Raw genomic sequence first — 23,648 nt, forward strand, 5'->3', positions numbered from 1 at the left:
GCTATAAGGCATAACTAACCCTTACGGCGCGTCTTTTTTCTTCCTCTTGAGCTTCGTCCAGATTTTGGTCTCCTGACGACGCCACAGGCGCTGAATATTATCGTGATGACGCAGCAGGATAAGGCAGGAGAGCATCGACACCGGGAAGGTGAACTGAGGTTTAAACCACCAGACGTAGAACGGGGCGATCAGCGCGCTGACGATGGCGCCCAGCGAGGAATAGCCGCTCAGCAGAATGGTCAGTAGCCAGGTCCCGGCCATCACGCCGGTTAGGTCCCAGCCGATAGGCGCAATGGCACCAAAGGCGGTCGCCACACCTTTGCCACCTTTAAAACCGAAGAATACGGGCCAGATGTGGCCGACACAGGCCGCAATAGCAATAAGCCCCAGCCAGAACGGCGTGACGCCCAGCGCATACGCGCCCCAGACGGGCAGCATCCCTTTCAGAACATCAAAAATCAAAACCGCTACGGCTGCTCCCTTGCCACCAATTCGTAGTACGTTGGTCGCCCCCGGATTCCCGGAACCATTTTCACGCGGGTCGGGTAACCCGGCAATGCGGCAGACCAGAATGGCGCTGGAGATTGAGCCGCAAAGATAGGCGAGGAGGATCATTCCAGGCGCGATTGCACTCATAACGCTGTTCCGTTTTGAAAATGTATCTGTATTCTCAGCATCTGTGGATAATACGCATAATTCGCCGGAAGTGGTATCCGGTTTAGCCAAAAAGCAGGCAGGTCGTGATGGATATTGTATTTATAGAGCAACTTTCGGTAATCACCACAATTGGTGTTTACGACTGGGAACAGACCATCGAGCAGAAGCTGGTGTTCGATATCGAAATGGGATGGGATAACCGCAAATCGGCAAAAAGCGATGACGTGAACGACTGTCTCAGCTATGCCGACATCAGTGAAACGGTCATTGCCCACGTTGAAGGGCAACGTTTTGCGCTGGTCGAACGGGTGGCGGAAGAAGTCGCAGAATTGCTGCTGAAAAAATTCAACTCACCGTGGGTACGCATCAAGCTGAGCAAGCCGGGCGCGGTGGCGCGAGCCGCCAACGTTGGCGTCATCATTGAGCGTGGCACAAATCTGAAAGGCAAGAATTAACGTCATAATTGCTAAACCAATTTAGGTTATACCGGTCTTAAAGCTGTATCTTTCACGGTAGCCGTTGGGGCGACCGTTTTTTTATATCTTTTTAGGGGTTTATAGATGAGCGATATGCACTCGCTGCTGGTGGCGGCAATATTGGGTGTGGTCGAAGGATTGACGGAGTTTTTACCGGTTTCCAGTACCGGCCATATGATTATCGTTGGCCATCTGCTGGGCTTTGAAGGCGATACCGCCAAAACGTTTGAAGTGGTTATCCAGCTGGGTTCGATTCTGGCGGTGGTGGTGATGTTCTGGCGCCGTCTGTTTGGCCTGATCGGTATCCATTTTGGCCGTCCGCCGCAGCACGAAGGGATGAGTAAAGGTCGCCTGTCGCTGATCCATATTTTGCTCGGAATGATCCCGGCGGTGGTGCTGGGTCTGGTTTTCCACGACGCCATCAAATCGCTGTTTAACCCGATTAACGTGATGTACGCGCTGGTGGTGGGCGGCTTCCTGCTGATCGCCGCGGAAGTGCTGAAGCCGAAAACGCCGCGCGCGGAAGGGCTGGACGATATGACGTATCGTCAGGCGTTTATCATTGGCTGCTTCCAGTGTCTGGCGCTGTGGCCGGGCTTCTCGCGTTCAGGCGCTACCATCTCCGGCGGGATGCTGATGGGCGTAAGCCGTTACGCCGCGTCAGAGTTCTCATTCCTGCTGGCGGTGCCAATGATGATGGGCGCCACTGTACTCGACGTCTATAAGAGCTATCACTTCCTGACGACTGGCGATATTCCAATGTTCGCCGTTGGCTTCATCACCGCGTTTATCGTGGCGCTGATTGCCATCAAAACCTTCCTGCAGTTGATTAAGCGTATCTCGTTCATTCCGTTCGCGATCTATCGCTTTATCGTTGCCGCTGCGGTGTACGTAGTCTTCTTCTAACCGATAGCCCTCAGTCTTTTGGCTGAGGGCAGTGTTTTTCCTTCCAGTCAGACACCGCCTGAATTCGCCGTTTCGTGAGTTCTTCGCGAATTTCTGGACCTTTGAATCCCGCCTCGACAACGTCCTTCGTCGGCACCGCTTTTGCTACCTCCCAGGCTTTACGCAGTAAACGCCCCTGCGGATAATCGCACGCCTCAAACCCGGTACGCCCGCGCACGTCAGCTTCGCTGGTCAGCGCGATTTGCTCCACGCGCTGCGGTTTACGCCAGGCGTCGATGTTATCGAAAAGCTTAACGATGGTGGCCGGTTTGAGGATGGGGAAGGTGTGGATCAAATCGTGGAATTCCGCCACCAGTTTCGCCAGATCGCGGATTTCGTTCGGCACGCGCAGACGCTGGCACAGCCCCTCGACTAGCTTCACCCCTGCCGGGCCGTGCCCGTGGTGGCGAGGCCAGAATTCTTTTGGCGTTAGGCCTTTGCCGAGATCGTGGCACAGGGTGGAAAAGCGCACGTCCACGTCAGGGCTGAGCATGGCCGCCATGCTCAGGGTCATCAGCGTGTGCACGCCGGTATCAATTTCCGGGTGCCATTTCGCCGGAGCAGGCACGCCAAACAGCGCGTCTATTTCCGGGAAGAGCACCTTCAGCGCGCCGCAGTCGCGAAGGACCTGGAAAAAGACCTGCGGGTTGCGCGTTGTGAGAGCATTTTCCGTTTCTTTCCAGACGCGCTCTGGCGTCAGGTGTTCAAGCTCGCCCGCCTCGGTCATGGCGGTCATCAGCGCCATGGTTTCATCGGCAATACGGAAGCTGAGATGGGCGTAGCGTGCGGCAAAGCGCGCCACGCGCAGGACGCGGAGCGGATCTTCAGAAAACGCCGGGGAGACGTGACGTAAAAGACGGTTGCGCAGATCGTCCTGGCCGCCATAAGCGTCAACGATCTGGCCGTTCTCGTCCTGCGCCAGCGCGTTGATGGTGAGATCGCGGCGCAGAAGATCTTCCTCCAGCGTCACGTCCGGCGCGGCATAGCAGGTGAAGCCCGTATAGCCCGAACCTGATTTCCGCTCGGTACGCGCCAGGGCATACTCTTCACGACTTTTCGGGTGGAGGAAGACGGGAAAATCGCGGCCTACCTGCTGGTAGCCCGCGTCGAGCATCTCTTCCGGGGTGGCGCCAACCACCACCCAGTCTTTATCTTTGACCGGCAGACCTAACAACGCATCACGTACCGCACCACCGACCAGATAACTTTTCACGCCCAACTCTCCCGTTTTCTCTTTTCCAGAATGATACGTAAGTCTGGCAGAGAAGACGAATTAGTTCATCCAGCGGTCTTTACGCTTACGGCTCGGGATCAGGTGCGGCAGAACCAGGCCCAGCACCAGACCGACGCCCAGTACGCCGCCGCCATACATAAACCACTGCATGATGATGGTGCGCTGTTTATCGTCGAGCTGCAGATTGGCGGCATTCACTTTCTTCTGCGCGACAATCAGCTCGTTTTTCAGTTTCTGGTTCTCTTCTTTCAGACCGTTAATCACACCGTCGCTTTGCGCTACTTTCTGCTGCATTTCAGCGGTGCGCTGGTTCCAGGTGCCGTCGATGTTGTTCAGCTTGTCGGTCAGGGTCTTCACCTGGTTTTCCAGATCGGGAACGCGCGTGCGCAGGCTTGGCACGGTGCTCAGCTCTTTCAGCGGGATCCAGGACGTACGGCCGGTACTGTCGCGAACCTGACCGTAATTGGTGTCCGCGTTGGTCTGTAACAGGGTGACTTCCTCGCCGGCATTTACCGTACCCACGAGGCGATAATTATCTCCGGGGCCACTGCGTACCCAGGTGTTCAGTTCGTCAGAAACGTAACGCTTTTCTTCAGCGTGCACTGCGGTTGCGGCGCTAAAAGCGAGTAAAGTAAGTCCAATCAGGCGTAATTTAAGCATCATTAGTCGTTATTTTCATAAATAGTGGAACGATAGTAGTGGCAACAGTGTCTCTACGCAAAGCATTCGTCAGCAATCAGAATCATCTGTGTCACGACTCTACACATTTACGCCCGACAAATTGCTCATTGCATGGCAATTTGGCGCAAAATACTATGTACTGACAAACAAATGGCGAGGAAGTTCGCCCTCATTGACGCGTCTGTGACGCCCGCAAAAGTACAAGGCTATGGCTCAGGAAATCGAATTAAAATTTATCGTCGAAAAAGACAGCGTTGACGCACTCCGCCAGCATCTGCATACGCTTTCCGGCGAACACCATGCACCGGTACAACTGCTTAATATCTATTACGAAACGCCAGACAACTGGCTGCGCCGCCACGATATGGGGCTGCGCATCCGTGGCGCGAGCGGGCGCTACGAGATGACGATGAAAATTGCCGGCCGCGTGGTCGGCGGTTTACATCAGCGCCCGGAATACAATATCGACATCAGTAAGCCAGAACTTGAGCTGGAGCGTTTCCCGGCGGAAGTCTGGCCGGAAGGCGAGCTGCCTTCCGCGCTGGCGGAGCAGGTACAGCCGCTGTTCAGCACCGATTTCTGGCGCGAGAAATGGCTGGTGACGGAAGGCAAAAGCCGCATCGAAATCGCCCTCGATCTGGGTGAGGTGAAGGCAGGGGAATTCCAGGAACCGATTTGCGAACTGGAGCTTGAGCTGCTGGAAGGGGACGCAAATGACGTGCTGAAGCTGGCGCGCAGGCTGGTGAGTCAGTCCGGACTGCGTCAGGGAAGCCTGAGTAAAGCCGCGCGGGGTTACCATCTGGCGGCCGGAAATGCGCCGCGCGTGCTGAAAGAGACGACCATTTTGCGCGTTGCGCCGAAAGCCAGCGTTGAGCAGGGGCTGGAAGCCGCGCTGGAGCTGGCGCTTTCGCAGTGGCAGTACCACGAAGAGCTGTGGGTGCGAAATGTGAAAAACGCGAAATCCCACGTGCTGGCGGCCATTGCCCTGGTGCGCCACACCCTGACGCTATTCGGCGGCATCGTTCCTCGCAAAGCCAGCGCTCACTTACGTGATCTGCTGACGCAAACCGAAACGCTGATGCTCTCCGACGTCTCAGCGCAAACGGCGATTTACAGCCCGCAAGCCGCTTCGGCAAAACTGGCGCTGACCGAGTTTCTGGTGACGCGCGGCTGGCGCGCCTTCCTGGATGCGAAAGCCGAGGCCAAAATCGCGGAAAACTTTAAGCGTTTCGCGGACATTCATCTTTCCCGTCATGCCGCTGAACTGAAGAGCACCTTTGCGTATCCGCTCGGCGATAAGTATGGCGATCAGCTTCCCCGTCTTTCGCGCAACATCGACAGCATGCTGCTCCTTTCCGGTGCCTACGACGGGCCACAGGCGCAGGCGTGGCTGGAAAACTGGCAGGGGCTGAAGCATGCCATCGAAACCCGTCAGCATATTGAAATTGAGCATTTCCGTAATGAGGCCATTTCGCAGGAGCCGTACTGGCTGCACAGCGGAAAACGTTAACTCTGGCAAGGAACCCCTAGAATGCCGCTTTCTTCACCGTTACAGCAGCAGTGGCAGACCGTTTGCGAACGTCTGCCTGAGTCATTACCGGCGTCATCGTTAAGCGAGCAGGCGAAGAGCGTGCTCGCCTTCAGTGATTTTGTGCAGGAAAGCATCGCCGTCTACCCGGACTGGCTGGCGGAGCTTGAAAACGCACCGCCGCAGGCGGACGAGTGGCGGCACTATGCCGGCTGGCTGCAGGCCGCACTCAAAGACGTAGCGGATGAAGCGACGCTGATGCGCGTCCTGCGCCAGTTCCGCCGTCGGGTGATGGTGCGCATTGCCTGGGCGCAGGCGCTGGAGCTGGTGAGTGAAGAGAGTACGCTGCAGCAGTTAAGCGAGCTGGCGCAGACGTTGATTGTCGCCGCGCGCGACTGGCTCTACGCCGCCTGCTGTAAAGAGTGGGGCACGCCGTGCAGCGAGGAAGGGGTTCCTCAGCCGCTGCTGATTCTGGGGATGGGCAAGCTGGGCGGTTGCGAGCTGAACTTTTCCTCCGATATCGACCTGATTTTCGCCTGGCCTGAGAACGGCTCCACGCGCGGCGGCCGTCGCGAGCTGGACAACGCCCAGTTCTTTACCCGTCTCGGTCAGCGTCTGATTAAGGCGCTGGATCAGCCGACGCAGGATGGTTTTGTCTACCGCGTGGACATGCGCCTGCGTCCGTTCGGCGACAGCGGGCCGCTGGTGCTGAGCTTTGCCGCGCTGGAGGATTACTACCAGGAGCAGGGGCGCGACTGGGAGCGTTATGCGATGGTCAAAGCGCGGATCATGGGCGACAGCGATGACGCCTACGCCAACGAGCTGCGTGCCATGCTGCGCCCGTTCGTGTTCCGTCGCTATATCGACTTCAGCGTCATCCAGTCCCTGCGCAATATGAAAGGGATGATTGCCCGTGAGGTTCGCCGTCGTGGGCTGAAGGACAACATCAAGCTCGGCGCGGGCGGCATTCGCGAAATCGAATTTATCGTTCAGGTCTTCCAGCTTATTCGCGGCGGGCGTGAGCCGTCGTTACAGTCCCGCTCGCTATTGCCGGCGCTGAGCGCCATTGAGCAGCTTCACCTGCTGCCGGACGGCGACGCGCAAACCCTGCGCGAGGCCTATCTTTTCCTGCGTCGTCTGGAAAACCTGCTGCAAAGCATCAACGACGAACAGACCCAGACCCTGCCGGGGGATGACCTTAACCGGGCGCGTCTGGCCTGGGGCATGCGCGTGGATGACTGGTCAACGCTAACCGAACGGCTCGATGCCCATATGGCAGGCGTGCGCCGCATCTTTAACGAACTGATTGGTGATGACGAAAGCGAATCGCAGGACGATGCGCTTTCCGAGCACTGGCGCGAGCTGTGGCAGGACGCGCTCCAGGAAGATGACACCACGCCGGTGCTGACGCATTTAACCGACGACGCGCGCCATCGCGTGGTGGCGCTGATTGCCGATTTCCGTCTTGAGCTGAACAAGCGTGCCATTGGCCCGCGCGGCCGTCAGGTGCTGGATCACCTGATGCCGCACCTGCTGAGCGAGGTCTGCTCGCGAGCGGATGCGCCGGTGCCGCTGTCGCGCATGATGCCGCTGCTGAGCGGGATCATCACGCGCACCACGTATCTTGAACTCCTGAGCGAGTTCCCCGGCGCGCTGAAGCACCTGATTACGCTCTGCGCCGCGTCGCCGATGGTGGCCAACAAGCTGGCGCGCTACCCGCTGCTGCTGGATGAACTGCTCGATCCGAACACCCTGTATCAACCCACGGCGACGGATGCCTACCGTGACGAGCTGCGTCAGTATCTGCTGCGCGTGCCGGAAGAAGACGAAGAGCAACAGCTGGAGGCGCTGCGCCAGTTTAAGCAGGCGCAGATGCTGCGCGTGGCGGCGGCGGATATCGCCGGAACGCTGCCGGTGATGAAAGTGAGCGATCACTTAACCTGGCTCGCGGAGGCGATCATCGACGCGGTAGTGCAGCAGGCGTGGGTGCAGATGGTGGCCCGCTACGGCCAGCCGAAGCACCTTGCTGACCGTGAGGGGCGAGGGTTTGCCGTGGTGGGTTACGGCAAGCTCGGCGGCTGGGAGCTGGGATACAGCTCCGATCTGGATTTAATCTTCCTGCACGACTGCCCGGTTGACGTGATGACCGACGGCGAGCGCGAGATTGACGGGCGTCAGTTCTACCTGCGCCTGGCGCAGCGCATCATGCACCTGTTCAGCACCCGCACCTCGTCGGGCATTTTGTATGAAGTCGATGCGCGCCTGCGTCCGTCCGGCGCGGCGGGCATGCTGGTCACTTCAACGGAATCCTTCGCCGATTACCAGAAGAATGAAGCCTGGACGTGGGAGCATCAGGCGCTGGTGCGCGCTCGCGTGGTATATGGCGATCCGCAGCTCAAAACGCAGTTCGATGCCATCCGTAAGGAGGTTATGACCACCGTGCGCGAGGGCAGTACGCTGCAGACCGAAGTGCGCGAGATGCGCGAGAAAATGCGCGCGCATCTGGGTAATAAACATCGCGATCGCTTTGATATCAAAGCCGACGAGGGCGGGATCACCGATATTGAATTCATTACCCAGTATCTGGTGCTGCTGCACGCGCACGACAAGCCTAAGCTGACCCGCTGGTCGGATAACGTGCGCATTCTGGAACTGCTGGCGCAAAACGACATCATGGACGAGCAGGAGGCGCAGGCCTTAACCCGCGCCTACACGACGCTTCGCGACGAGCTTCATCACCTGGCGCTGCAGGAGCAGCCGGGGCACGTGGCGCTGGACTGTTTTGTCGCAGAACGCGCTCAGGTAACGGCCAGCTGGCAGAAGTGGCTGGTGGAACCGTGCGTAACAAATCAAGTGTGATATTATCGCGCGCAAATTGTGAATCTTTCTGGAGTCAGGAATGAAAGTAACACTGCCAGAGTTTGAACGTGCTGGAGTTATGGTTGTTGGGGATGTGATGCTGGATCGCTACTGGTATGGACCGACCAGCCGCATCTCTCCGGAAGCACCGGTACCGGTGGTTAAGGTCGACACCATTGAAGAGCGTCCCGGCGGCGCGGCAAACGTGGCGATGAACATTGCCTCTCTGGGCGCGCAGTCGCGTCTGGTGGGCTTGACCGGCATCGACGATGCGGCACGCGCGCTGAGCAAGTCGCTGGCGGACGTGAACGTGAAGTGCGACTTCGTTTCTGTTCCGACCCACCCAACGATTACGAAACTGCGCGTGCTGTCGCGCAACCAGCAGCTGATCCGCCTCGACTTTGAAGAAGGGTTCGAAGGCGTTGATCCCGAGCCGCTGCACGAGCGTATCAACCAGGCGCTGGGCAATATCGGCGCGCTGGTGCTGTCCGATTACGCCAAAGGCGCGCTGGCGAGCGTGCAGACGATGATTCAGCTGGCGCGTAAAGCCAACGTACCGGTGCTGATCGACCCGAAAGGGACCGATTTTGAGCGCTATCGCGGCGCAACCCTGCTGACGCCAAACCTCTCCGAATTTGAAGCGGTGGCGGGCAAATGCAAAACCGAGGAAGAGCTGGTTGAGCGCGGCATGAAGATCATTGCTGACTTCGAATTATCTGCGCTTCTGGTGACCCGCTCCGAGCAGGGGATGACGCTGCTGCAGCCGGGCAAAGCGCCGCTGCATATGCCAACACAGGCGCAGGAAGTGTACGACGTGACCGGTGCCGGTGACACGGTGATCGGCGTTCTGGCGGCGACGCTGGCAGCGGGTAATTCTCTGGAAGAAGCGTGCTACTTCGCTAACGCCGCGGCGGGCGTGGTCGTGGGTAAACTCGGGACCTCAACCGTTTCGCCAATCGAGCTGGAAAACGCGGTGCGTGGTCGCGCGGATACCGGTTTTGGCGTCATGACCGAAGACGAGCTGAAGATGGCCGTCGCCGCCGCGCGCAAGCGTGGGGAAAAGGTGGTGATGACCAACGGCGTGTTCGACATTCTGCACGCTGGCCACGTTTCTTATCTGGCGAATGCGCGCAAGCTGGGCGATCGCCTGATTGTGGCGGTCAACAGCGATGCCTCGACGAAACGCCTGAAGGGTGAAACGCGTCCGGTGAACCCGCTCGAGCAGCGTATGATTGTGCTCGGCGCGCTGGAAGCGGTGGACTGGGTGGTGTCGTTTGAAGAAGATACCCCGCAGCGCCTGATTGCCGGTATTCTGCCGGACCTGCTGGTAAAAGGCGGGGATTACAAGCCGGAGCAAATCGCGGGCAGCGAAGAGGTTTGGGCCAACGGCGGCGAGGTGATGGTGCTCAACTTTGAGGACGGGTGTTCCACCACCAACATCATCAAGAAGATCCAGAAAGACAGTCAGTAAAAAAAACGGGCCAGTTGGCCCGTTTTTTTTCACCCTCTCCCTGTGGGAGAGGGCTGGGGTGAGGGCATCAGGCCGCACTTACTCCTGATCATCCACCGGCGGAATGGCCGGTGCCGGCTTCACTTCTTCCGGCGCATTGCGGTTTTCCAGCTCGGTCAGACGCTGTTCCAGCAGCGCCAGCTTCTCGCGGGTGCGCAGCAGAACCTGGGTCTGCACGTCAAACTCTTCGCGACTGACTAAATCAAGGCGAACCAACTGCGCCTGCAGCGTCTGGCGGATTTTCTTTTCTACGTCATCACCAAATTCACGAATGCCTTTTGGCATAGATTCATGAACCTGACGCGCGATCTGCTCAATTTTTTTCGGGTCAATCATTGTCGTTTCCCTTGATGGAAAGGTGTTAGTGTCCATTGTAGCGCGTCATGCCCGGGGTAAACAAAATTGTTTGATGCTTATGCATTGCCCAGGATAATCAATAGCGTTATAGTTATCTCGCTTATTCTCAGGGCGGGGCGAAATTCCCCACCGGCGGTAAATCAGCGTGACGCTGAAAGCCCGCGAGCGCTTTGGGTGAAAACTCAAAGGTCAGCAGATCCGGTGTAATTCCGGGGCCGACGGTTAGAGTCCGGATGGGAGAGAGTAACGATCAAGTCGGGCATGGGCCCGCTCACGTTATCTTTTTGCCGCTTATACGGCGCTCCTAAGACTGCCCTGATTCTGGTAACCATAATGTTAATGAGGTTTTTTTACCATGAATCAGACGCTACTTTCCTCTTTTGGCACTTCAACTCAACGTGTTGAACATGCACTGGATGCACTGCGCGAAGGCCGCGGTGTGATGGTGCTTGACGATGAAAACCGTGAAAACGAAGGCGACATGATTTTCGCCGCCGAAAACATGACCGTTGAACAGATGGCGCTGACCATCCGTCACGGCAGCGGCATCGTATGCCTGTGTATTACCGAAGATCGTCGTAAGCAGCTCGAGCTGCCGATGATGGTCGAAAACAACACCAGCGCCTTTGGTACCGGTTTTACCGTGACCATTGAAGCGGCGCATGGCGTGACCACCGGTGTGTCTGCGGCTGACCGTCTGACTACCGTACGTGCCGCCATTGCTGATGATGCGAAGCCATCCGATCTGCACCGTCCAGGCCACGTCTTCCCGCTGCGCGCGCAGGCGGGCGGCGTGTTGACCCGCGGCGGTCACACCGAAGCGACGATCGACCTGGTGACGCTGGCGGGCTTCAAACCTGCCGGTGTGCTGTGTGAGCTGACTAACGATGACGGCACCATGGCGCGCGCGCCGGAGTGCATCACCTTTGCCCGTCTGCACAACATGCCGGTGGTCACGATTGAAGATCTGGTCGAGTATCGCCAGGCGCACGAGCGCAAAGCCAGCTGATAATAAAAACGCCGGGATGTCCCGGCGTTTTTTTACCCGATTCCTGCGGTCTGCAGCAGAACCAGACTTAATCCCATCACCGACATTCCGCACAGCACGCCATAGCTGGGGTTGTTGTTAGGATCGATCTCCTTCGCCAGCGGCATCAGTTCATCCACCGAAAGCGCAACCATGATCCCGGCTACCGCTGCCATAATCGCTGCCATCACTACCGGAGAGACCAGGCTACCGAGGATGAGCCAGGCCAGCACGCCGCCAAGGATTTCGGCCATCCCGGAAATACCCGCCCAGAACACAGCGGTGCGTTTCGATCCCGTTGCGGCATACACGGGTCCAGCGACGGCCAGTCCTTCAGGAATATTGTGTAAGGCGACCGCCAGCGCGATGCCAAAGCCCATCTCAAGATTGCTGCTGGCCGTCACGTAGGTGGCGACCCCTTCCGGGAAGTTATGCAGGCTGATGCCAAGCGTTAACAGCACGGCGGTACGCTTGATATTGCGCGGCATGGGCGTCACGTTTTTCTGCATTAAATCCTGCGGATGGGCGTGCGGCAGCATTCGATCGAGGGCAAAGTACCCCAGCAGGCCAAAGACAAACATGCCGTAGCCCAGCAGCGGAGACATGCCTTCCGTGCCCAGCGCGGCAGGGAGCATTTCCATCAGGGAGATGAGCAACATGATCCCGGCAGCAAAGCCCAGTGAGAAGGCCAGTACGCGGTTAGAGGGCTTTTGGCCGAGCACGCCGAGGATCGCGCCGATGAAGGTCGCGGCGCCCGCCAGTATGGTCAGGATCAGAGGGACTGACATGCATTGCTCCTTATGATAATGATTCTCATTAATATAAATGATTCATTTCTGGCAAAGCGAGGGGGAAAACCCGGCTTTACACATTCCTTACATTCAAATTTCCTGATGATGATCTTCACGCTTATCTGCGTTCATCTTTGCCGGATTGCGCGTAATGTAGCACCATTAAATTGACACCTTCCGTAAGGATATCACCATGACTTCTTCACGTATGCCAGCCCTGTTTTTAGGCCACGGTAGCCCTATGAACGTTCTGGAAGACAACGTCTATACCCGCGCCTGGCGTCATCTGGGCGAGACGCTACCGCGTCCGAAAGCGATCGTGGTGGTATCTGCGCACTGGTTTACCCGTGGGACGGGCGTGACCGCCATGGAAGCGCCAAAAACCATTCATGATTTTGGCGGCTTCCCGCAGGCGCTATACGACACGCATTATCCGGCCCCCGGCTCGCCTGAGCTTGCACAAAGGCTGGTGGATTTGCTGGCGTCTGTCCCTGTGACGCTGGATAAAGAAGCCTGGGGCTTTGACCACGGCTCCTGGGGCGTGCTTATTAAAATGTATCCTGATGCGGATATCCCGATGGTGCAGTTGAGCATCGACAGCACCCAAAAGGCCGCCTGGCATCTGGAGATGGGCCGCAAGATGGCGACCCTGCGTGATGAAGGCATCATGCTGGTGGCGAGCGGCAACGTGGTGCATAACCTGCGTACCGCACGCTGGCACGGTGAGAACACGCCGTACCCGTGGGCGACCGCCTTTAACGACTACGTTAAAGCGAACCTGACCTGGCAGGGGCCGGCTGAGGCGCATCCGCTGGTGAACTATCTGGATCATGAGGGCGGTTCGCTTTCTAACCCGACGCCGGAGCACTTCCTGCCGCTGCTGTACGTACTTGGCGCGTGGGATGGTCAGGAGCCGGTTACGATCCCGGTCGACGGTATTGAGATGGGCAGTTTGAGTATGCTGTCGGTGCAGGTGGGATAATAAAAGCAAAACGGCAACTTCAGGTTGCCGTTTTTAGTCTTTCCACCCTCTCCCTGTGGGAGAGGGCTGGGGTGAGGGCATCAGGCCGCAGTCTTACTCCACGAAAATGTGCGGATAGAACCGCGACAGATCCTGCGTGATCAGCGCGCGATCTTCGCGAATGCCAATTCCGGCAGGCTGATCGTTGATGAGCCAACTGCCAATCAGCGTATAGCTGTCGCCAAATTTTGGAAGTTGATAGAACTCCTGGACGATCATCCCTTCTTCGCCGTACGGCCCTTCAACCGCTTCCAGCGTCTTGCCGTTTTCGATAATCGACACGTTCGCGCCTTCGCGGGAGAAGATCGGCTTAACGACGTACTTCTCCATTTGCGGGTAATTATCTTCTGCAAAGTACGCCGGCAGCAGGTTCGGATGGTTCGGGAACATCTCCCACAGCATCGGCAGCAGGGCTTTGTTGGAGATAATGCTCTTCCAGGCCGGCTCAAGCCAGCGCACGCCAGCATCTTCCAGCTTGGTGGAGAACATCTCGCGCAGCATGTATTCCCACGGGTAGAGCTTGAACAGGTTGCTGATCACCTGGTCCTGCATGTCCGTGAACTGACCTTTTTCACCCAGGCCGATATCCTCGATATAGAGGAACTCGGTCGCGACCTCCGCTTCAGCGGCGCAATCCTGCAGATACTGAACCGTGCCACGGTCTTCTTCCGTGTCGCGGCAGCAGGCGAGATGCAGCAGGTTGAAGCCAAACTGCTCGCGCAGCTCGGCGAAGCGCTCGATCAGCTTTTCCTGCAGGCTGTTGAACTGGTCGCTGCCTTCCGGCAGGTTTCCGGCATTGGCCTGGTCTTCCAGCCAGATCCACTGAAAGAACGCCGCTTCGTACAGGGACGTTGGGGTATCGGCGTTGTTTTCCAGCAGCTTAGGCTCCCCTTTGCCGTCCCATGCCAGATCCAGGCGAGAGTAAAGCGAAGGTTGATTCGTTTTCCACGACTGGCGCACAAAGCCCCAGGTGTGCTTCGGAATGCGGAACTTTGCCATCAGCTCGTCGCTGTCGATGACTTTTTCCACCACCTTCAGGCACATCTGGTGCAGCTCGGCCGTTACCTCTTCCAGCTTCTCAACCTGGGCCAGCGTGAGCTTGTAATAGGCGTCTTCACACCAGTACGGCTCGCCGTACATGGTGTGGAAGTTAAAACCGTACTCGGTGGCTTTTTCGCGCCAGTCCGGGCGCTCGGTGATACTGACTCGTTCCATGATCAGCCGCCCATTGAGCGAGTAGAGGAGGTGCCTGTCGCGCTGCGCTGCATGCTGGTCTGCTTCGCCACAGACTCACCGAACCCGCCACGGGTGATGGTGCTGGTGGTCGCAGGCTTCGGCGCCATCGCCGTTTTCGGTACGGTCACGGTGCGGCCAGGGGTCGCTGCGCCGTAGCCTTTGCCGCTGGCATCGGTATATTGACCGTAAGCCGGGCTGGCCGGGTTTTTCGAGCTAAACAGCGGCTGCTGCTGGTAGCCTGCACCACCGCCCATCAGGCGGCCCATCATGTAGCCTGCCATCAGCGGCATCCAGAAGCTGCCGCTGGACTGCGCCTGCGCCTGATTTTCAGGTGCGGTGCCTGCCTGAGCCGGTGCCTGCTGGCACTGACCTTCACCAAACTCCGCCACGCAGTCTTCGCGTGAGGCATATTTCGGCGCGGTACGTTCCGCTTCTTTCAGCGCGCTGGTGTAAGCCGTTTTACATTCGGCGGCTTTGCCGGTTGCGGCAGAGCAGTCGTCCGCGTTTTGATACAGCGAAACCGTTTCGTCATTTTTCTCACAGCCTGCCAGCATAAAGACAGCCGTGACCGCCAGCGCAACAGGGGTGAGGTGACGCGCGTTCCAGCTCTTGCGGAACGACGCGTGATTGATCGTTTTTGTCCGTTTCATCTTTGTCTTCCAGGACCCAGTGGTAATAACGCTCAGGATAGAGGATGAGTGGTTGAAAATGAAGCGAAGAGGGGCGGAATCAGGGGGATCTTTACGTTGACTTACGTTCGGATGTGATTCAGATGCGCCCTCTCCCTGTGGAAGAGGGCTGGAGTGAAGGCATCAGGCCGCAGTAGGCCTGATGACACTCTTAGTTACGGAACGGATTATTGCTCTTGCTGGCAGGCGCTGTGGTTCGCGAGGCAGCAGGCTGTGCAGTAGGGGTAGTGCCGTTAGCGTTGAAGTTATCAACCGCGGCAACCTGCTCCGGGTTCTCCGGTGCAACGCTGTCCGGAGAGGTGGAGACCGGTTTGCCCAACGCGCTGTTCAGCATCTGCAGGTCTTGCTCGTTCAGCGTACCCAGAGCCTGTTTGATGTTCAGCTGGTTAATCAGGTACTGGTAACGCGCGCTGGAGAGCTGCTGTTTCGCGTTGTACAGCGTGGTGGTCGCATCGAGCACGTCCACAATAGTACGTGTACCGACCGAGTAACCTGCTTCCATCGCGTCCAGGGAGCTCTGTGCAGACACAACGGCCTGTTTATAGGCGTTGATGCTGCTGATTGAGGCGTTCACGTTGTTGAAGGAGGAACGCACGGTCTGCACCACGTTGCGGTGGGCGCTTTCCAGCTGCTCGCTCGCGCCAACAAAGTTGTACTGCGCCTGTTTCACCTGGGAGTTGACCTGACCGCCCTGATACAGCGGCAGGGAGAAGCTCAGGCCCACCTTGTTCTGGCCCATATTGCTGTCGTCATACTGGGACGTATTGGTTTTAGAGCCGCTGTAGGTTGTATCAGAGACACCGGTAGACGCGCTCAGGCTCAGGGTTGGCAGATGGCCGTCCTGCGCCTGACGAATTTGCTCGCGGGCCAGGTCCTGGCTCAAACGCGCCTGCAGCAGCGTCAGGTTGCGGTTTTCCGCCTCTTTCAGCAGGGCGTTAACGGCCTGCGGCTTATCCGTTTTGAAGCTGTCGACGTTCAGGGAGGCCAGCTCAGGATAGTAATTGCCGGTGACCTGACGCAGGGATTCCAGCGCGTTGTCGAGGTTGTTACGCGCGGTCACTTCGTTAGCCAGCACGGTGTCGTACTGTGAACGGGCGTTCTGCACGTCGGTGATCGCGACCAGGCCCACGTTGAAGCGCTGGGTGGTTTGATCTAACTGACGGTAAATGGCCTGTTTCTGCGCTTCGGTGTAGGAGAGTGCGTCAATCGCGCTCAGCACGTTGAAGTACGCCGTGGCAGTATTCAGGATCAGCGTCTGCTGGTCGGTCTGATAGGTCACATCCTGGATGCCTGCGCTCTTTTCCTGCAGGGTCAGGGCACGCCATTTGGACATATCAAACAGCGTCTGTGTTAATTGCAGTGAGGCGCTGGTAGCATTGGAGTTTACGCCGTTAGCGTCGCGGAAACCGTTGCTGTAGGTATAATCTGCACCTAAACCTAACTGTGGCAGCAAGGGGCTACGAGCTTCGTTAATCTTTTCAAACGCAGCATCACGATCGGCCGCTGATTTACGTAAATCAGGGTTGCCCAGACGTGCCTGCTGGTAGACCTGTAACAGGTTTTCCGCCTGGCTCATTGCACTGAAGCCCGTCAGGCTCAGGCCGATAAGGATGGGGAGCAATTTCTTCATTTGCATTCCTTGTTGTGAAGCAGTATTAGCGCTGATCTAATTAAAAAATAATTGCCGATTCTAACAGAATCATCCACACCAAAAGGTTGGCGTTACGTGCCATCTGGCGGTAATTTGCACCAATCTACCATATAGCCTTACAAACGGCAGCCAAACAGCCTTGAAATTCACAATTTCATCACCATTGCTACCAGGACTCGACTCATGCAAAAACCAGAAAAGTTGCCCGTGACATTCGCCAAAAACGATGTAGAAATTATTGCACGAGAAACGCTTTATAGCGGTTTTTTTTCAATGGATCTTTACCGTTTCAGGCATCGCCTGTTCAACGGTGAAATGAGCGGCGAAATCAGACGCGAAATTTTTGAGCGCGGGCATGCGGCAGTCTTGCTACCCTTTGACCCAGTGCGTGACGAAGTTGTGCTGGTGGAGCAGATCCGCATCGCCGCTTATGACGTCAGTGAGAGCCCGTGGCTGCTGGAAATGGTGGCCGGGATGATCGAAGAAGGTGAGACGGTTGAAGACGTCGCCCGACGCGAGGCGCTGGAAGAGGCCGGGCTGGTGGTGGGCCGCACAAAACCGGTGCTGAGCTATCTGGCAAGCCCGGGAGGTACCAGCGAGCGCTTGTCCATTATGGTGGGTGAAGTGGACGCCACGACGGCGGAAGGGATCCACGGTCTGGCAGATGAAAACGAAGATATTCGGGTTCATGTGGTGAGCCGGGAACAGGCTTATCAGTGGGTAGAAGAGGGGAAAATCGACAACGCAGCGTCTGTCATCGCCCTGCAATGGCTGCAGCTGCATTATCAGACATTACGAAACGAGTGGAAAAAATGAAGCGCTATACGCCTGACTTCCCAGAAATGATGCGCCTGTGCGAAACCAATTTCGCACAATTGCGCCGCCTGCTGCCGAAAAACGACGCACCCGGCGAAACGGTAAGCTATCAGGTGAGCAACGCGCAGTATCGTTTAACGATAACAGAATCAACGCGCTACACTACGCTGGTGGAAATTGAGCAAACGGCACCCAGCATTAGCTACTGGAGCCTGCCGTCAATGACGGTACGCCTCTATCACGACGCGATGGTCGCTGAAGTGTGTTCAAGCCAGCAGATCTTTCGCTTCAAGGCGCGGTATGATTACCCGAATAAAAAGTTGCATCAACGCGACGAAAAGCATCAAATTAACCAGTTTTTAGCCGACTGGCTAAGATATTGTTTAGCACATGGAGCAATGGCGATTCCGGTTTGTTAGCGTCATAAACCTACCTAAGGACACCATTTGGAAAGCCTGTTGAACCTGACTGTTGCTGGTGGGGCGCCAGTCAGGATATTACAAATCACCGATACCCACCTTTTTGCCGAAAAGCATGAAACGCTGCTGGGGGTGAATACCTGGGAGAGTTATCAGGCGGTACTTAGCGCGATTCACGCCGAAAACCGTGCATGCGATCTGATTGTCGCAACGGGCGATCTGGCGCAGGACCAATCTTCCGCGGCCTACCAGCATTTTGCTGAAGGCATCGCGAGCTTTAGCGTGCCTTGCGTCTGGCTGCCAGGAAATCATGACTTCCAGCCCGCTATGTACAGTTCTCTCCAGGATGCGGGTATTTCTCCGGCGAAATGTGTTTTTGCGGGTGACCAGTGGCAGATCCTGCTGCTGGACAGCCAGGTGTTTGGCGTCCCGCACGGTGAGTTAAGCGAGTTTCAGCTCGACTGGCTGGAGACCAAACTGGCTGCTGAACCTGAACGTCACACGCTGCTGTTGCTTCATCATCACCCTCTGCCGGCGGGCTGTAGCTGGCTCGATCAGCACAGTCTGCGCAACTCCGCAGCGTTGGATCGCGTGCTGGCGAAGTTCCCGCGAGTGAAAAACCTGCTGTGTGGACATATTCACCAGGAACAGGATCTCGACTGGAACGGGCGCCGCATGCTGGCGACGCCGTCGACCTGCGTTCAGTTTAAGCCGCACTGCGCCAACTTTACGCTGGATACCATTGCGCCAGGCTGGCGCTGGCTGGAACTGCATGCCGACGGCACGCTGACCACGGAAGTCTGCCGTTTGACCGGTGCAAAATTCCGCCCGGATACCGCTTCAGAAGGCTATTGATGTCTACGCTCCTTTATCTGCACGGATTCAACAGCTCGCCGCGCTCCGCAAAAGCGACACTGTTTCGCCAGTGGCTGAGCGAGCATCACCCCGACGTTGAGATGATTATCCCTCAGCTGCCGCCTTACCCGGCAGAGGCCGCGGAGATGCTGGAATCGATTGTGCTTGCGCACGGCGGCGAAACCTTCGGTGTGGTCGGTTCCTCGCTGGGCGGGTATTACGCCACCTGGCTCTCACAATGCTTCATGCTACCTGCCGTTGTGGTTAATCCGGCGGTTCGGCCATTTGAGTTGCTGAGGGACTTTCTTGGCGAAAACGAGAACCCCTACACCGGGCAGCAATATGTGCTAGAGTCACGCCATATTTACGATCTCAAAGTTATGCAGGTCGACCCGCTTGAGGCGCCGGATCTCATCTGGCTGTTGCAGCAGACGGGTGATGAAGTGCTGGATTACCGCCAGGCAGTGGCGTATTACGCCTCCTGCCGCCAGACTATAGAAGAGGGCGGAAACCATGCTTTCACGGGCTTTGAGAATCATTTCACCCAGATTGTCGATTTTCTTGGACTGCACAGCCACTGACAATCAATGCGAATTGCTAGTTTAAATCATGACGCAAACCTATAACGCTGATGCCATTGAGGTCCTCACCGGGCTTGAGCCGGTTCGCCGCCGCCCGGGGATGTACACCGATACAACGCGCCCAAACCATCTGGGCCAGGAAGTTATTGATAACAGTGTGGACGAAGCGCTGGCGGGCCATGCCAAACGCGTTGACGTTATCCTGCATGCCGATCAGTCGCTGGAAGTCATCGACGACGGGCGCGGCATGCCGGTGGATATCCATCCGGAAGAGGGCGTGCCTGCCGTTGAGCTGATCCTCTGTCGTCTGCACGCGGGCGGTAAGTTCTCCAACAAGAACTACCAGTTCTCCGGCGGCCTGCATGGCGTGGGGATTTCCGTCGTGAACGCCCTGTCCAAGCGCGTGGAAGTAAACGTCCGTCGCGACGGCCAGATTTATAACATCGCGTTTGAAAACGGCGAGAAGGTGCAGGATCTGCAGGTTGTCGGCACGTGCGGCAAACGCAACACCGGCACCAGCGTCCACTTCTGGCCTGACGAAAGCTTCTTCGACAGCCCGCGCTTTTCCGTATCCCGCCTGACGCACCTGCTGAAAGCCAAAGCGGTGCTGTGTCCGGGTGTGGAAATTACCTTTAAGGATAACGTCAACAATACCGAGCAGACCTGGTGCTACGCCGATGGCCTGAACGACTACCTGTGCGAAGCGGTAAACGGCCTGCCGACGCTGCCGGAAAAACCGTTCGTCGGTAACTTTAGCGGCGATACCGAAGCGGTCGACTGGGCGCTGCTGTGGCTGCCGGAAGGCGGCGAACTGCTGACCGAAAGCTACGTCAACCTGATCCCAACCATGCTCGGCGGTACCCACGTCAACGGGCTGCGTCAGGGACTGCTGGACGCGATGCGCGAATTTTGCGAATACCGCAATATCCTGCCGCGCGGCGTGAAGCTGTCGGCGGAAGATATCTGGGACCGCTGCGCCTACGTGCTCTCCGTGAAGATGCAGGATCCGCAGTTTGCCGGTCAGACCAAAGAGCGTCTGTCGTCACGCCAGTGCGCGGCGTTCGTTTCCGGCGTGGTGAAAGATGCGTTTACCCTGTGGCTGAACCAGAACGTTCAGGCAGCAGAGATGCTGGCTGAAATGGCGATTTCCAGCGCCCAGCGTCGTCTGCGTGCCGCGAAGAAAGTGGTGCGTAAAAAGCTGACCAGCGGCCCTGCGCTGCCGGGCAAGCTGGCGGACTGTACCGCGCAGGATCTCAACCGTACCGAGCTATTCCTCGTGGAAGGGGACTCGGCGGGTGGATCGGCCAAGCAGGCTCGCGACCGTGAATACCAGGCGATCATGCCGCTCAAGGGGAAAATCCTGAACACCTGGGAGGTCTCTTCAGACGAAGTGCTGGCCTCGCAGGAAGTCCACGATATCTCGGTGGCGATCGGTATCGATCCGGACAGCGACGATCTGAGCCAGCTGCGCTACGGCAAGATCTGTATCCTCGCGGATGCGGACTCCGATGGTCTGCACATCGCCACGCTGCTATGCGCGCTGTTTGTGAAGCACTTCCGCACGCTGGTTAAAAATGGTCACGTCCACGTGGCGCTGCCGCCGCTTTATCGTATCGACCTCGGCAAAGAGGTTTACTACGCGCTGACGGAAGAAGAAAAAGCGGGCGTGCTGGAACAGCTGAAGCGCAAGAAGGGCAAACCTAACGTTCAGCGCTTTAAAGGGCTGGGCGAGATGAACCCGATGCAGCTGCGCGAAACGACGCTGGATCCGAACACGCGCCGTCTGGTGCAGCTTACGATCAGCGACGAAGACGAACAGCAGACCAACGCCATGATGGATATGCTCCTTGCCAAGAAACGTTCGGAAGACCGTCGTAACTGGCTGCAGGAGAAAGGCGATATGGCGGATATTGAGGCCTGATGCCCTCACCCTAACCCTCTGCCACAGCGAGAGGGAATGGATCGTAAGCCCGGTAAGCGTTAGCGCCACCGGGCTTTTTTACATCAAAACTCCATCTTCACCGTAAACTGCACTTCGCGCGGGTCGCCAATCTGATTACCCAGATTGTTGGTGGCGATAGATGAGGTGTAGTAGGTTTTATCAAACAGGTTCTTCACGTTCACCTGCAGCGTCACCGGATACTGTAGCTTCATCTTGTACGCCGCAAACGCATCCGCCACGAAATAGCCCGGCAGATAATAATCCGCACCGTTGGTTGCGGAACGACGGCTTACGCCGTGCCCGCCGCCGCCCAGCGTCAGGGTATTACCGGCAAACGCATTGTGAATATCGTAGGTCAGGAACAGGGAGCCGGTATGGCGCGGCACGTTCGGCAGCGGTTTGCCCGCGTAGTCCGGATCTTCCAGCACCTTCGCGTCGGTATAGCCATAGCTGGCGATAATATTGGTGTTCTCGGTCAGTGAACCGGCCAGATCCACCTCCACGCCCTGGGAGCGCACGCGGCCCGCCGTTTTGGCGATGGTTTCCCCCCCCACGCTTTCGTTGTACAGCACGTTGCGTTTGTGGATATCAAACAGCGAGATATTGGCGGTAACGCCGTCGAACAGGTCGAACTTTGCGCCCACTTCGTAAGCATTCGACGTTTCCGGCGGCAGATCGCCGATGTAGCTCGCAATGGACGACTGCGGCATAAACGTTTGCGAGTAGTTGGCAAACAGCGAGACCGCTGGCGTGAGCTTATAAACCAGCCCCAGCTTCGGCGTCCACTGTTCGTCGCGGCTGTCGGTGTTGACGTTGAACGGGCGGCCTTTCCCCGCGTACTGGGTGTAATACTGGTAGCGCATGCCTGCGACGGCGATCCACTTATCGGTCAGGTACAGCGCGTCCTGTGCATAGGCAGAGTAGCTTTCCTGCTTCAGCGTCTGGTCGCTGTCGGACGCCGACACGGTGGTGCATTTGCCGAGTTTGCCATACGTCGGATGATAGATATTGAAATCCTTGACGTTCTTACAGCGGATCATGTCCGTGCGCAGCAGATCGTAATTCTCATACGACACGCCGGTCAGGATCTCATTGTAAAAACCCGCGATGTCCACGTTCCCCTGCAGATCCGCGCGCGTCGTGTGCATTCGCTGGGTCGAGCCCTGGGTCGCATCCACGCGGCGGGTCAGGTTGCCGGTTTTTGAATCGTAGGCCATTACGCGCGCCTGGTTATCGCTGTATTTATCCTGGCTGTAGCTGTAGTCAAACTTCGCGGTCCACTGGCTGTTGAGGCGATATTCCGCATTGAGCTGAGCGAGATCGGACTGGCCGTCGGTCACGTTAAACGGCTCATCAAAGCGGGTTTTGCGATCGACGTCGACGGCCTTTTTGGTGTTGAGATCGAAGATCGTTCCGCGATCGAACGGCGTTTTATAGTCGCGATGCGAATAGAGCACGGTCACGGTGGCGTCGTCGCCGAACCAGGTGAGGGACGGGGCGATAAAGGTGCTGCGTTCGTTGCCAAAATTACGCCAGTAATCCTCGTCCTGATATTCGCTCGTCAGGCGATACGCCAGGCGCGTGCCGTCAATTGGGCCGGTAACATCGACCTGTCCGGTGCCGCCGCCAAAGCTGGAAGAGGTGGCAGAAATTGAACCGCCGAAGGTCTTCTCAGGGCGTTTGGTGACGACGTTAATCAGGCCGCCCGGATCGAGAATGCCGTACAGCGTGGAGGCCGGGCCTTTCAACACCTCCACGCGCTCGGTTGCGGCATTAAAGCTGCGCGGCAGGACGGTGCGCAGGCCGTTAGTCATGATTGACCCGTCGCGGTTCGAGCCAAATCCGCGGCGCACGAAGGCATCCTGCGTACCGCCCAGGGTGTTGGTCTGCACCACGTTGCTGACGTTGTACAGAGCTTCATCCAGCGTGGTGGCATTTTGATCCTCCAGCACTTTGTCGCTGACGGTATTGACCACCTGCGGGATGTCCAGCATCGGCATGTTGGTTAACGTCGCGGTGGAGGTGTTCAGCGGCTGATAGCCGTTGGTGGCCTCCGCCGTCGTATTTGGATCGGCGGTGACGGTAAGCGTTTCGCCATCTTTAGCCGCGGTGTTATCTGCTGCCTGAACCAGCGGCGCCATAAACAGCAGGGAAAAGAGCGCGCGCCCTTTTACCCCAGAGAGTGAAGGTGTGAACGTAGCCATTACATCTGTTATCCCGAAATATCCCGCGAATGACGTTTCGCGGCAAACTGTGTGAGTCATTGCCCTTTACGGTCTGTCCGTTAGCCGGAAGTGGCATCGGACATGTAATTGAGAATCATTCAATCATGCGTGAATGTAGTAGTAAATGGAAAAAAGAAAAAATCGACTA

The 23,648-nt window shown here is 57.3% G+C and carries 21 protein-coding genes and 1 riboswitch; of the genes, 12 read left to right on the forward strand and 9 right to left on the reverse strand.

The features are described from left to right. Window positions 1–21: 21 nt before the first annotated feature. Window positions 22–636, reverse strand: a complete 615-nt coding sequence (gene plsY / locus AC4IBF_RS03165; protein ID WP_111963295.1) for a glycerol-3-phosphate 1-O-acyltransferase PlsY — start codon at window positions 634–636, stop codon at window positions 22–24. Window positions 637–743: 107 nt separating this feature from the next. Between plsY and folB the strand changes: the two genes are divergently transcribed. After that, the gene (folB, locus tag AC4IBF_RS03170; RefSeq protein WP_023333447.1) at window positions 744–1,112 is read left to right on the forward strand and encodes a bifunctional dihydroneopterin aldolase/7,8-dihydroneopterin epimerase; all 369 of its coding nucleotides are present in this window, start codon (window positions 744–746) and stop codon (window positions 1,110–1,112) included. Window positions 1,113–1,217: 105 nt separating this feature from the next. Next, window positions 1,218–2,039, forward strand: a complete 822-nt coding sequence (gene bacA, locus AC4IBF_RS03175) for an undecaprenyl-diphosphate phosphatase (RefSeq protein ID WP_115876294.1) — start codon at window positions 1,218–1,220, stop codon at window positions 2,037–2,039. Window positions 2,040–2,049: 10 nt separating this feature from the next. Here the strand turns inward: bacA and AC4IBF_RS03180 are convergent, their stop codons facing one another. After that, window positions 2,050–3,291 carry a multifunctional CCA addition/repair protein gene (locus tag AC4IBF_RS03180; protein WP_127732337.1) on the reverse strand — a complete coding sequence of 414 codons (1,242 nt, stop codon included), beginning with the start codon at window positions 3,289–3,291 and terminating at the stop codon, window positions 2,050–2,052. 60 nt (window positions 3,292–3,351) lie between these two features. Continuing rightward, window positions 3,352–3,972, reverse strand: a complete 621-nt coding sequence (locus AC4IBF_RS03185) for a TIGR04211 family SH3 domain-containing protein (protein WP_024906484.1) — start codon at window positions 3,970–3,972, stop codon at window positions 3,352–3,354. Between the two features lie 229 nt (window positions 3,973–4,201). Here AC4IBF_RS03185 and AC4IBF_RS03190 point away from each other — a divergent pair, with 229 nt between their 5' ends. From AC4IBF_RS03190 to hldE, 3 genes are read left to right on the forward strand one after another with little or no spacing between them, the layout of a single operon-like run. After that, window positions 4,202–5,503 carry a CYTH domain-containing protein gene (locus AC4IBF_RS03190; protein ID WP_491463146.1) on the forward strand — a complete coding sequence of 434 codons (1,302 nt, stop codon included), beginning with the start codon at window positions 4,202–4,204 and terminating at the stop codon, window positions 5,501–5,503. A gap of 21 nt (window positions 5,504–5,524) precedes the next feature. Next, window positions 5,525–8,380: a bifunctional [glutamate--ammonia ligase]-adenylyl-L-tyrosine phosphorylase/[glutamate--ammonia-ligase] adenylyltransferase gene (gene glnE, locus AC4IBF_RS03195; RefSeq protein WP_491463147.1), complete on the forward strand. Its 2,856-nt coding sequence runs from the start codon at window positions 5,525–5,527 to the stop codon at window positions 8,378–8,380. 40 nt (window positions 8,381–8,420) lie between these two features. Then, window positions 8,421–9,851 carry a bifunctional D-glycero-beta-D-manno-heptose-7-phosphate kinase/D-glycero-beta-D-manno-heptose 1-phosphate adenylyltransferase HldE gene (gene hldE / locus AC4IBF_RS03200; protein WP_288462717.1) on the forward strand — a complete coding sequence of 477 codons (1,431 nt, stop codon included), beginning with the start codon at window positions 8,421–8,423 and terminating at the stop codon, window positions 9,849–9,851. A 78-nt stretch (window positions 9,852–9,929) separates the two neighbouring features. Here the strand turns inward: hldE and ubiK are convergent, their stop codons facing one another. Further along, on the reverse strand, window positions 9,930–10,226 hold the full coding sequence (gene ubiK / locus AC4IBF_RS03205; RefSeq protein ID WP_014071796.1) for a ubiquinone biosynthesis accessory factor UbiK: 297 nt from the start codon (window positions 10,224–10,226) through the stop codon (window positions 9,930–9,932). 119 nt (window positions 10,227–10,345) lie between these two features. Beyond that, window positions 10,346–10,496: riboswitch (FMN riboswitch) on the forward strand. A gap of 106 nt (window positions 10,497–10,602) precedes the next feature. Here ubiK and ribB point away from each other — a divergent pair. Then, window positions 10,603–11,256 (forward strand): 3,4-dihydroxy-2-butanone-4-phosphate synthase, encoded by a 654-nt coding sequence (ribB, locus tag AC4IBF_RS03210; protein WP_028017147.1) that lies wholly within the window; start codon window positions 10,603–10,605, stop codon window positions 11,254–11,256. 32 nt (window positions 11,257–11,288) lie between these two features. On the opposite strand, the gene zupT is transcribed toward ribB, so the two are convergent. Beyond that, window positions 11,289–12,062, reverse strand: a complete 774-nt coding sequence (zupT, locus tag AC4IBF_RS03215) for a zinc transporter ZupT (RefSeq protein ID WP_024906487.1) — start codon at window positions 12,060–12,062, stop codon at window positions 11,289–11,291. Between the two features lie 196 nt (window positions 12,063–12,258). Between zupT and ygiD the strand changes: the two genes are divergently transcribed. After that, complete coding sequence (gene ygiD / locus AC4IBF_RS03220; protein ID WP_252093448.1) at window positions 12,259–13,047, forward strand: 4,5-DOPA-extradiol-dioxygenase; 789 nt, start codon at window positions 12,259–12,261, stop codon at window positions 13,045–13,047. 93 nt (window positions 13,048–13,140) lie between these two features. Here ygiD and AC4IBF_RS03225 read toward each other — a convergent pair whose 3' ends face one another. The 3 genes from AC4IBF_RS03225 to tolC form a co-directional block, all read right to left on the reverse strand. Then, entirely contained in the window at window positions 13,141–14,301 is a 1,161-nt protein-coding gene (locus AC4IBF_RS03225; protein ID WP_248175022.1) for a glutathionylspermidine synthase family protein, read from the reverse strand. 2 nt (window positions 14,302–14,303) lie between these two features. Continuing rightward, window positions 14,304–14,972 (reverse strand): DUF1190 family protein, encoded by a 669-nt coding sequence (locus AC4IBF_RS03230; RefSeq protein WP_048028997.1) that lies wholly within the window; start codon window positions 14,970–14,972, stop codon window positions 14,304–14,306. Window positions 14,973–15,162: 190 nt separating this feature from the next. Beyond that, the gene (gene tolC / locus AC4IBF_RS03235; RefSeq protein WP_252093447.1) at window positions 15,163–16,641 is read right to left on the reverse strand and encodes an outer membrane channel protein TolC; all 1,479 of its coding nucleotides are present in this window, start codon (window positions 16,639–16,641) and stop codon (window positions 15,163–15,165) included. Between the two features lie 204 nt (window positions 16,642–16,845). On the opposite strand from tolC, the gene nudF reads away from it, so the two are divergent. From nudF to parE, 5 genes are read left to right on the forward strand one after another with little or no spacing between them, the layout of a single operon-like run. After that, window positions 16,846–17,478: an ADP-ribose diphosphatase gene (gene nudF, locus AC4IBF_RS03240; protein ID WP_008502974.1), complete on the forward strand. Its 633-nt coding sequence runs from the start codon at window positions 16,846–16,848 to the stop codon at window positions 17,476–17,478. After that, window positions 17,475–17,897, forward strand: a complete 423-nt coding sequence (locus tag AC4IBF_RS03245; protein ID WP_014833293.1) for a DUF1249 family protein — start codon at window positions 17,475–17,477, stop codon at window positions 17,895–17,897. Before nudF ends, AC4IBF_RS03245 begins: the two co-directional genes overlap by 4 nt. A gap of 27 nt (window positions 17,898–17,924) precedes the next feature. Next, window positions 17,925–18,752 carry a 3',5'-cyclic-AMP phosphodiesterase gene (cpdA, locus tag AC4IBF_RS03250; RefSeq protein ID WP_111963286.1) on the forward strand — a complete coding sequence of 276 codons (828 nt, stop codon included), beginning with the start codon at window positions 17,925–17,927 and terminating at the stop codon, window positions 18,750–18,752. Continuing rightward, window positions 18,752–19,333, forward strand: coding sequence for an esterase YqiA (gene yqiA, locus AC4IBF_RS03255; RefSeq protein WP_047173609.1), 582 nt, complete (start codon window positions 18,752–18,754; stop codon window positions 19,331–19,333). Before cpdA ends, yqiA begins: the two co-directional genes overlap by 1 nt. Before the next feature lie 28 nt (window positions 19,334–19,361). Continuing rightward, complete coding sequence (gene parE / locus AC4IBF_RS03260) at window positions 19,362–21,254, forward strand: DNA topoisomerase IV subunit B (RefSeq protein WP_111963285.1); 1,893 nt, start codon at window positions 19,362–19,364, stop codon at window positions 21,252–21,254. 83 nt (window positions 21,255–21,337) lie between these two features. Here parE and AC4IBF_RS03265 read toward each other — a convergent pair whose 3' ends face one another. Next, entirely contained in the window at window positions 21,338–23,479 is a 2,142-nt protein-coding gene (locus AC4IBF_RS03265) for a TonB-dependent siderophore receptor (RefSeq protein ID WP_136195073.1), read from the reverse strand. Window positions 23,480–23,648 lie beyond the last annotated feature (169 nt).

It is taken from the genome of Enterobacter sp. Taxon_8 (assembly GCF_058354585.1).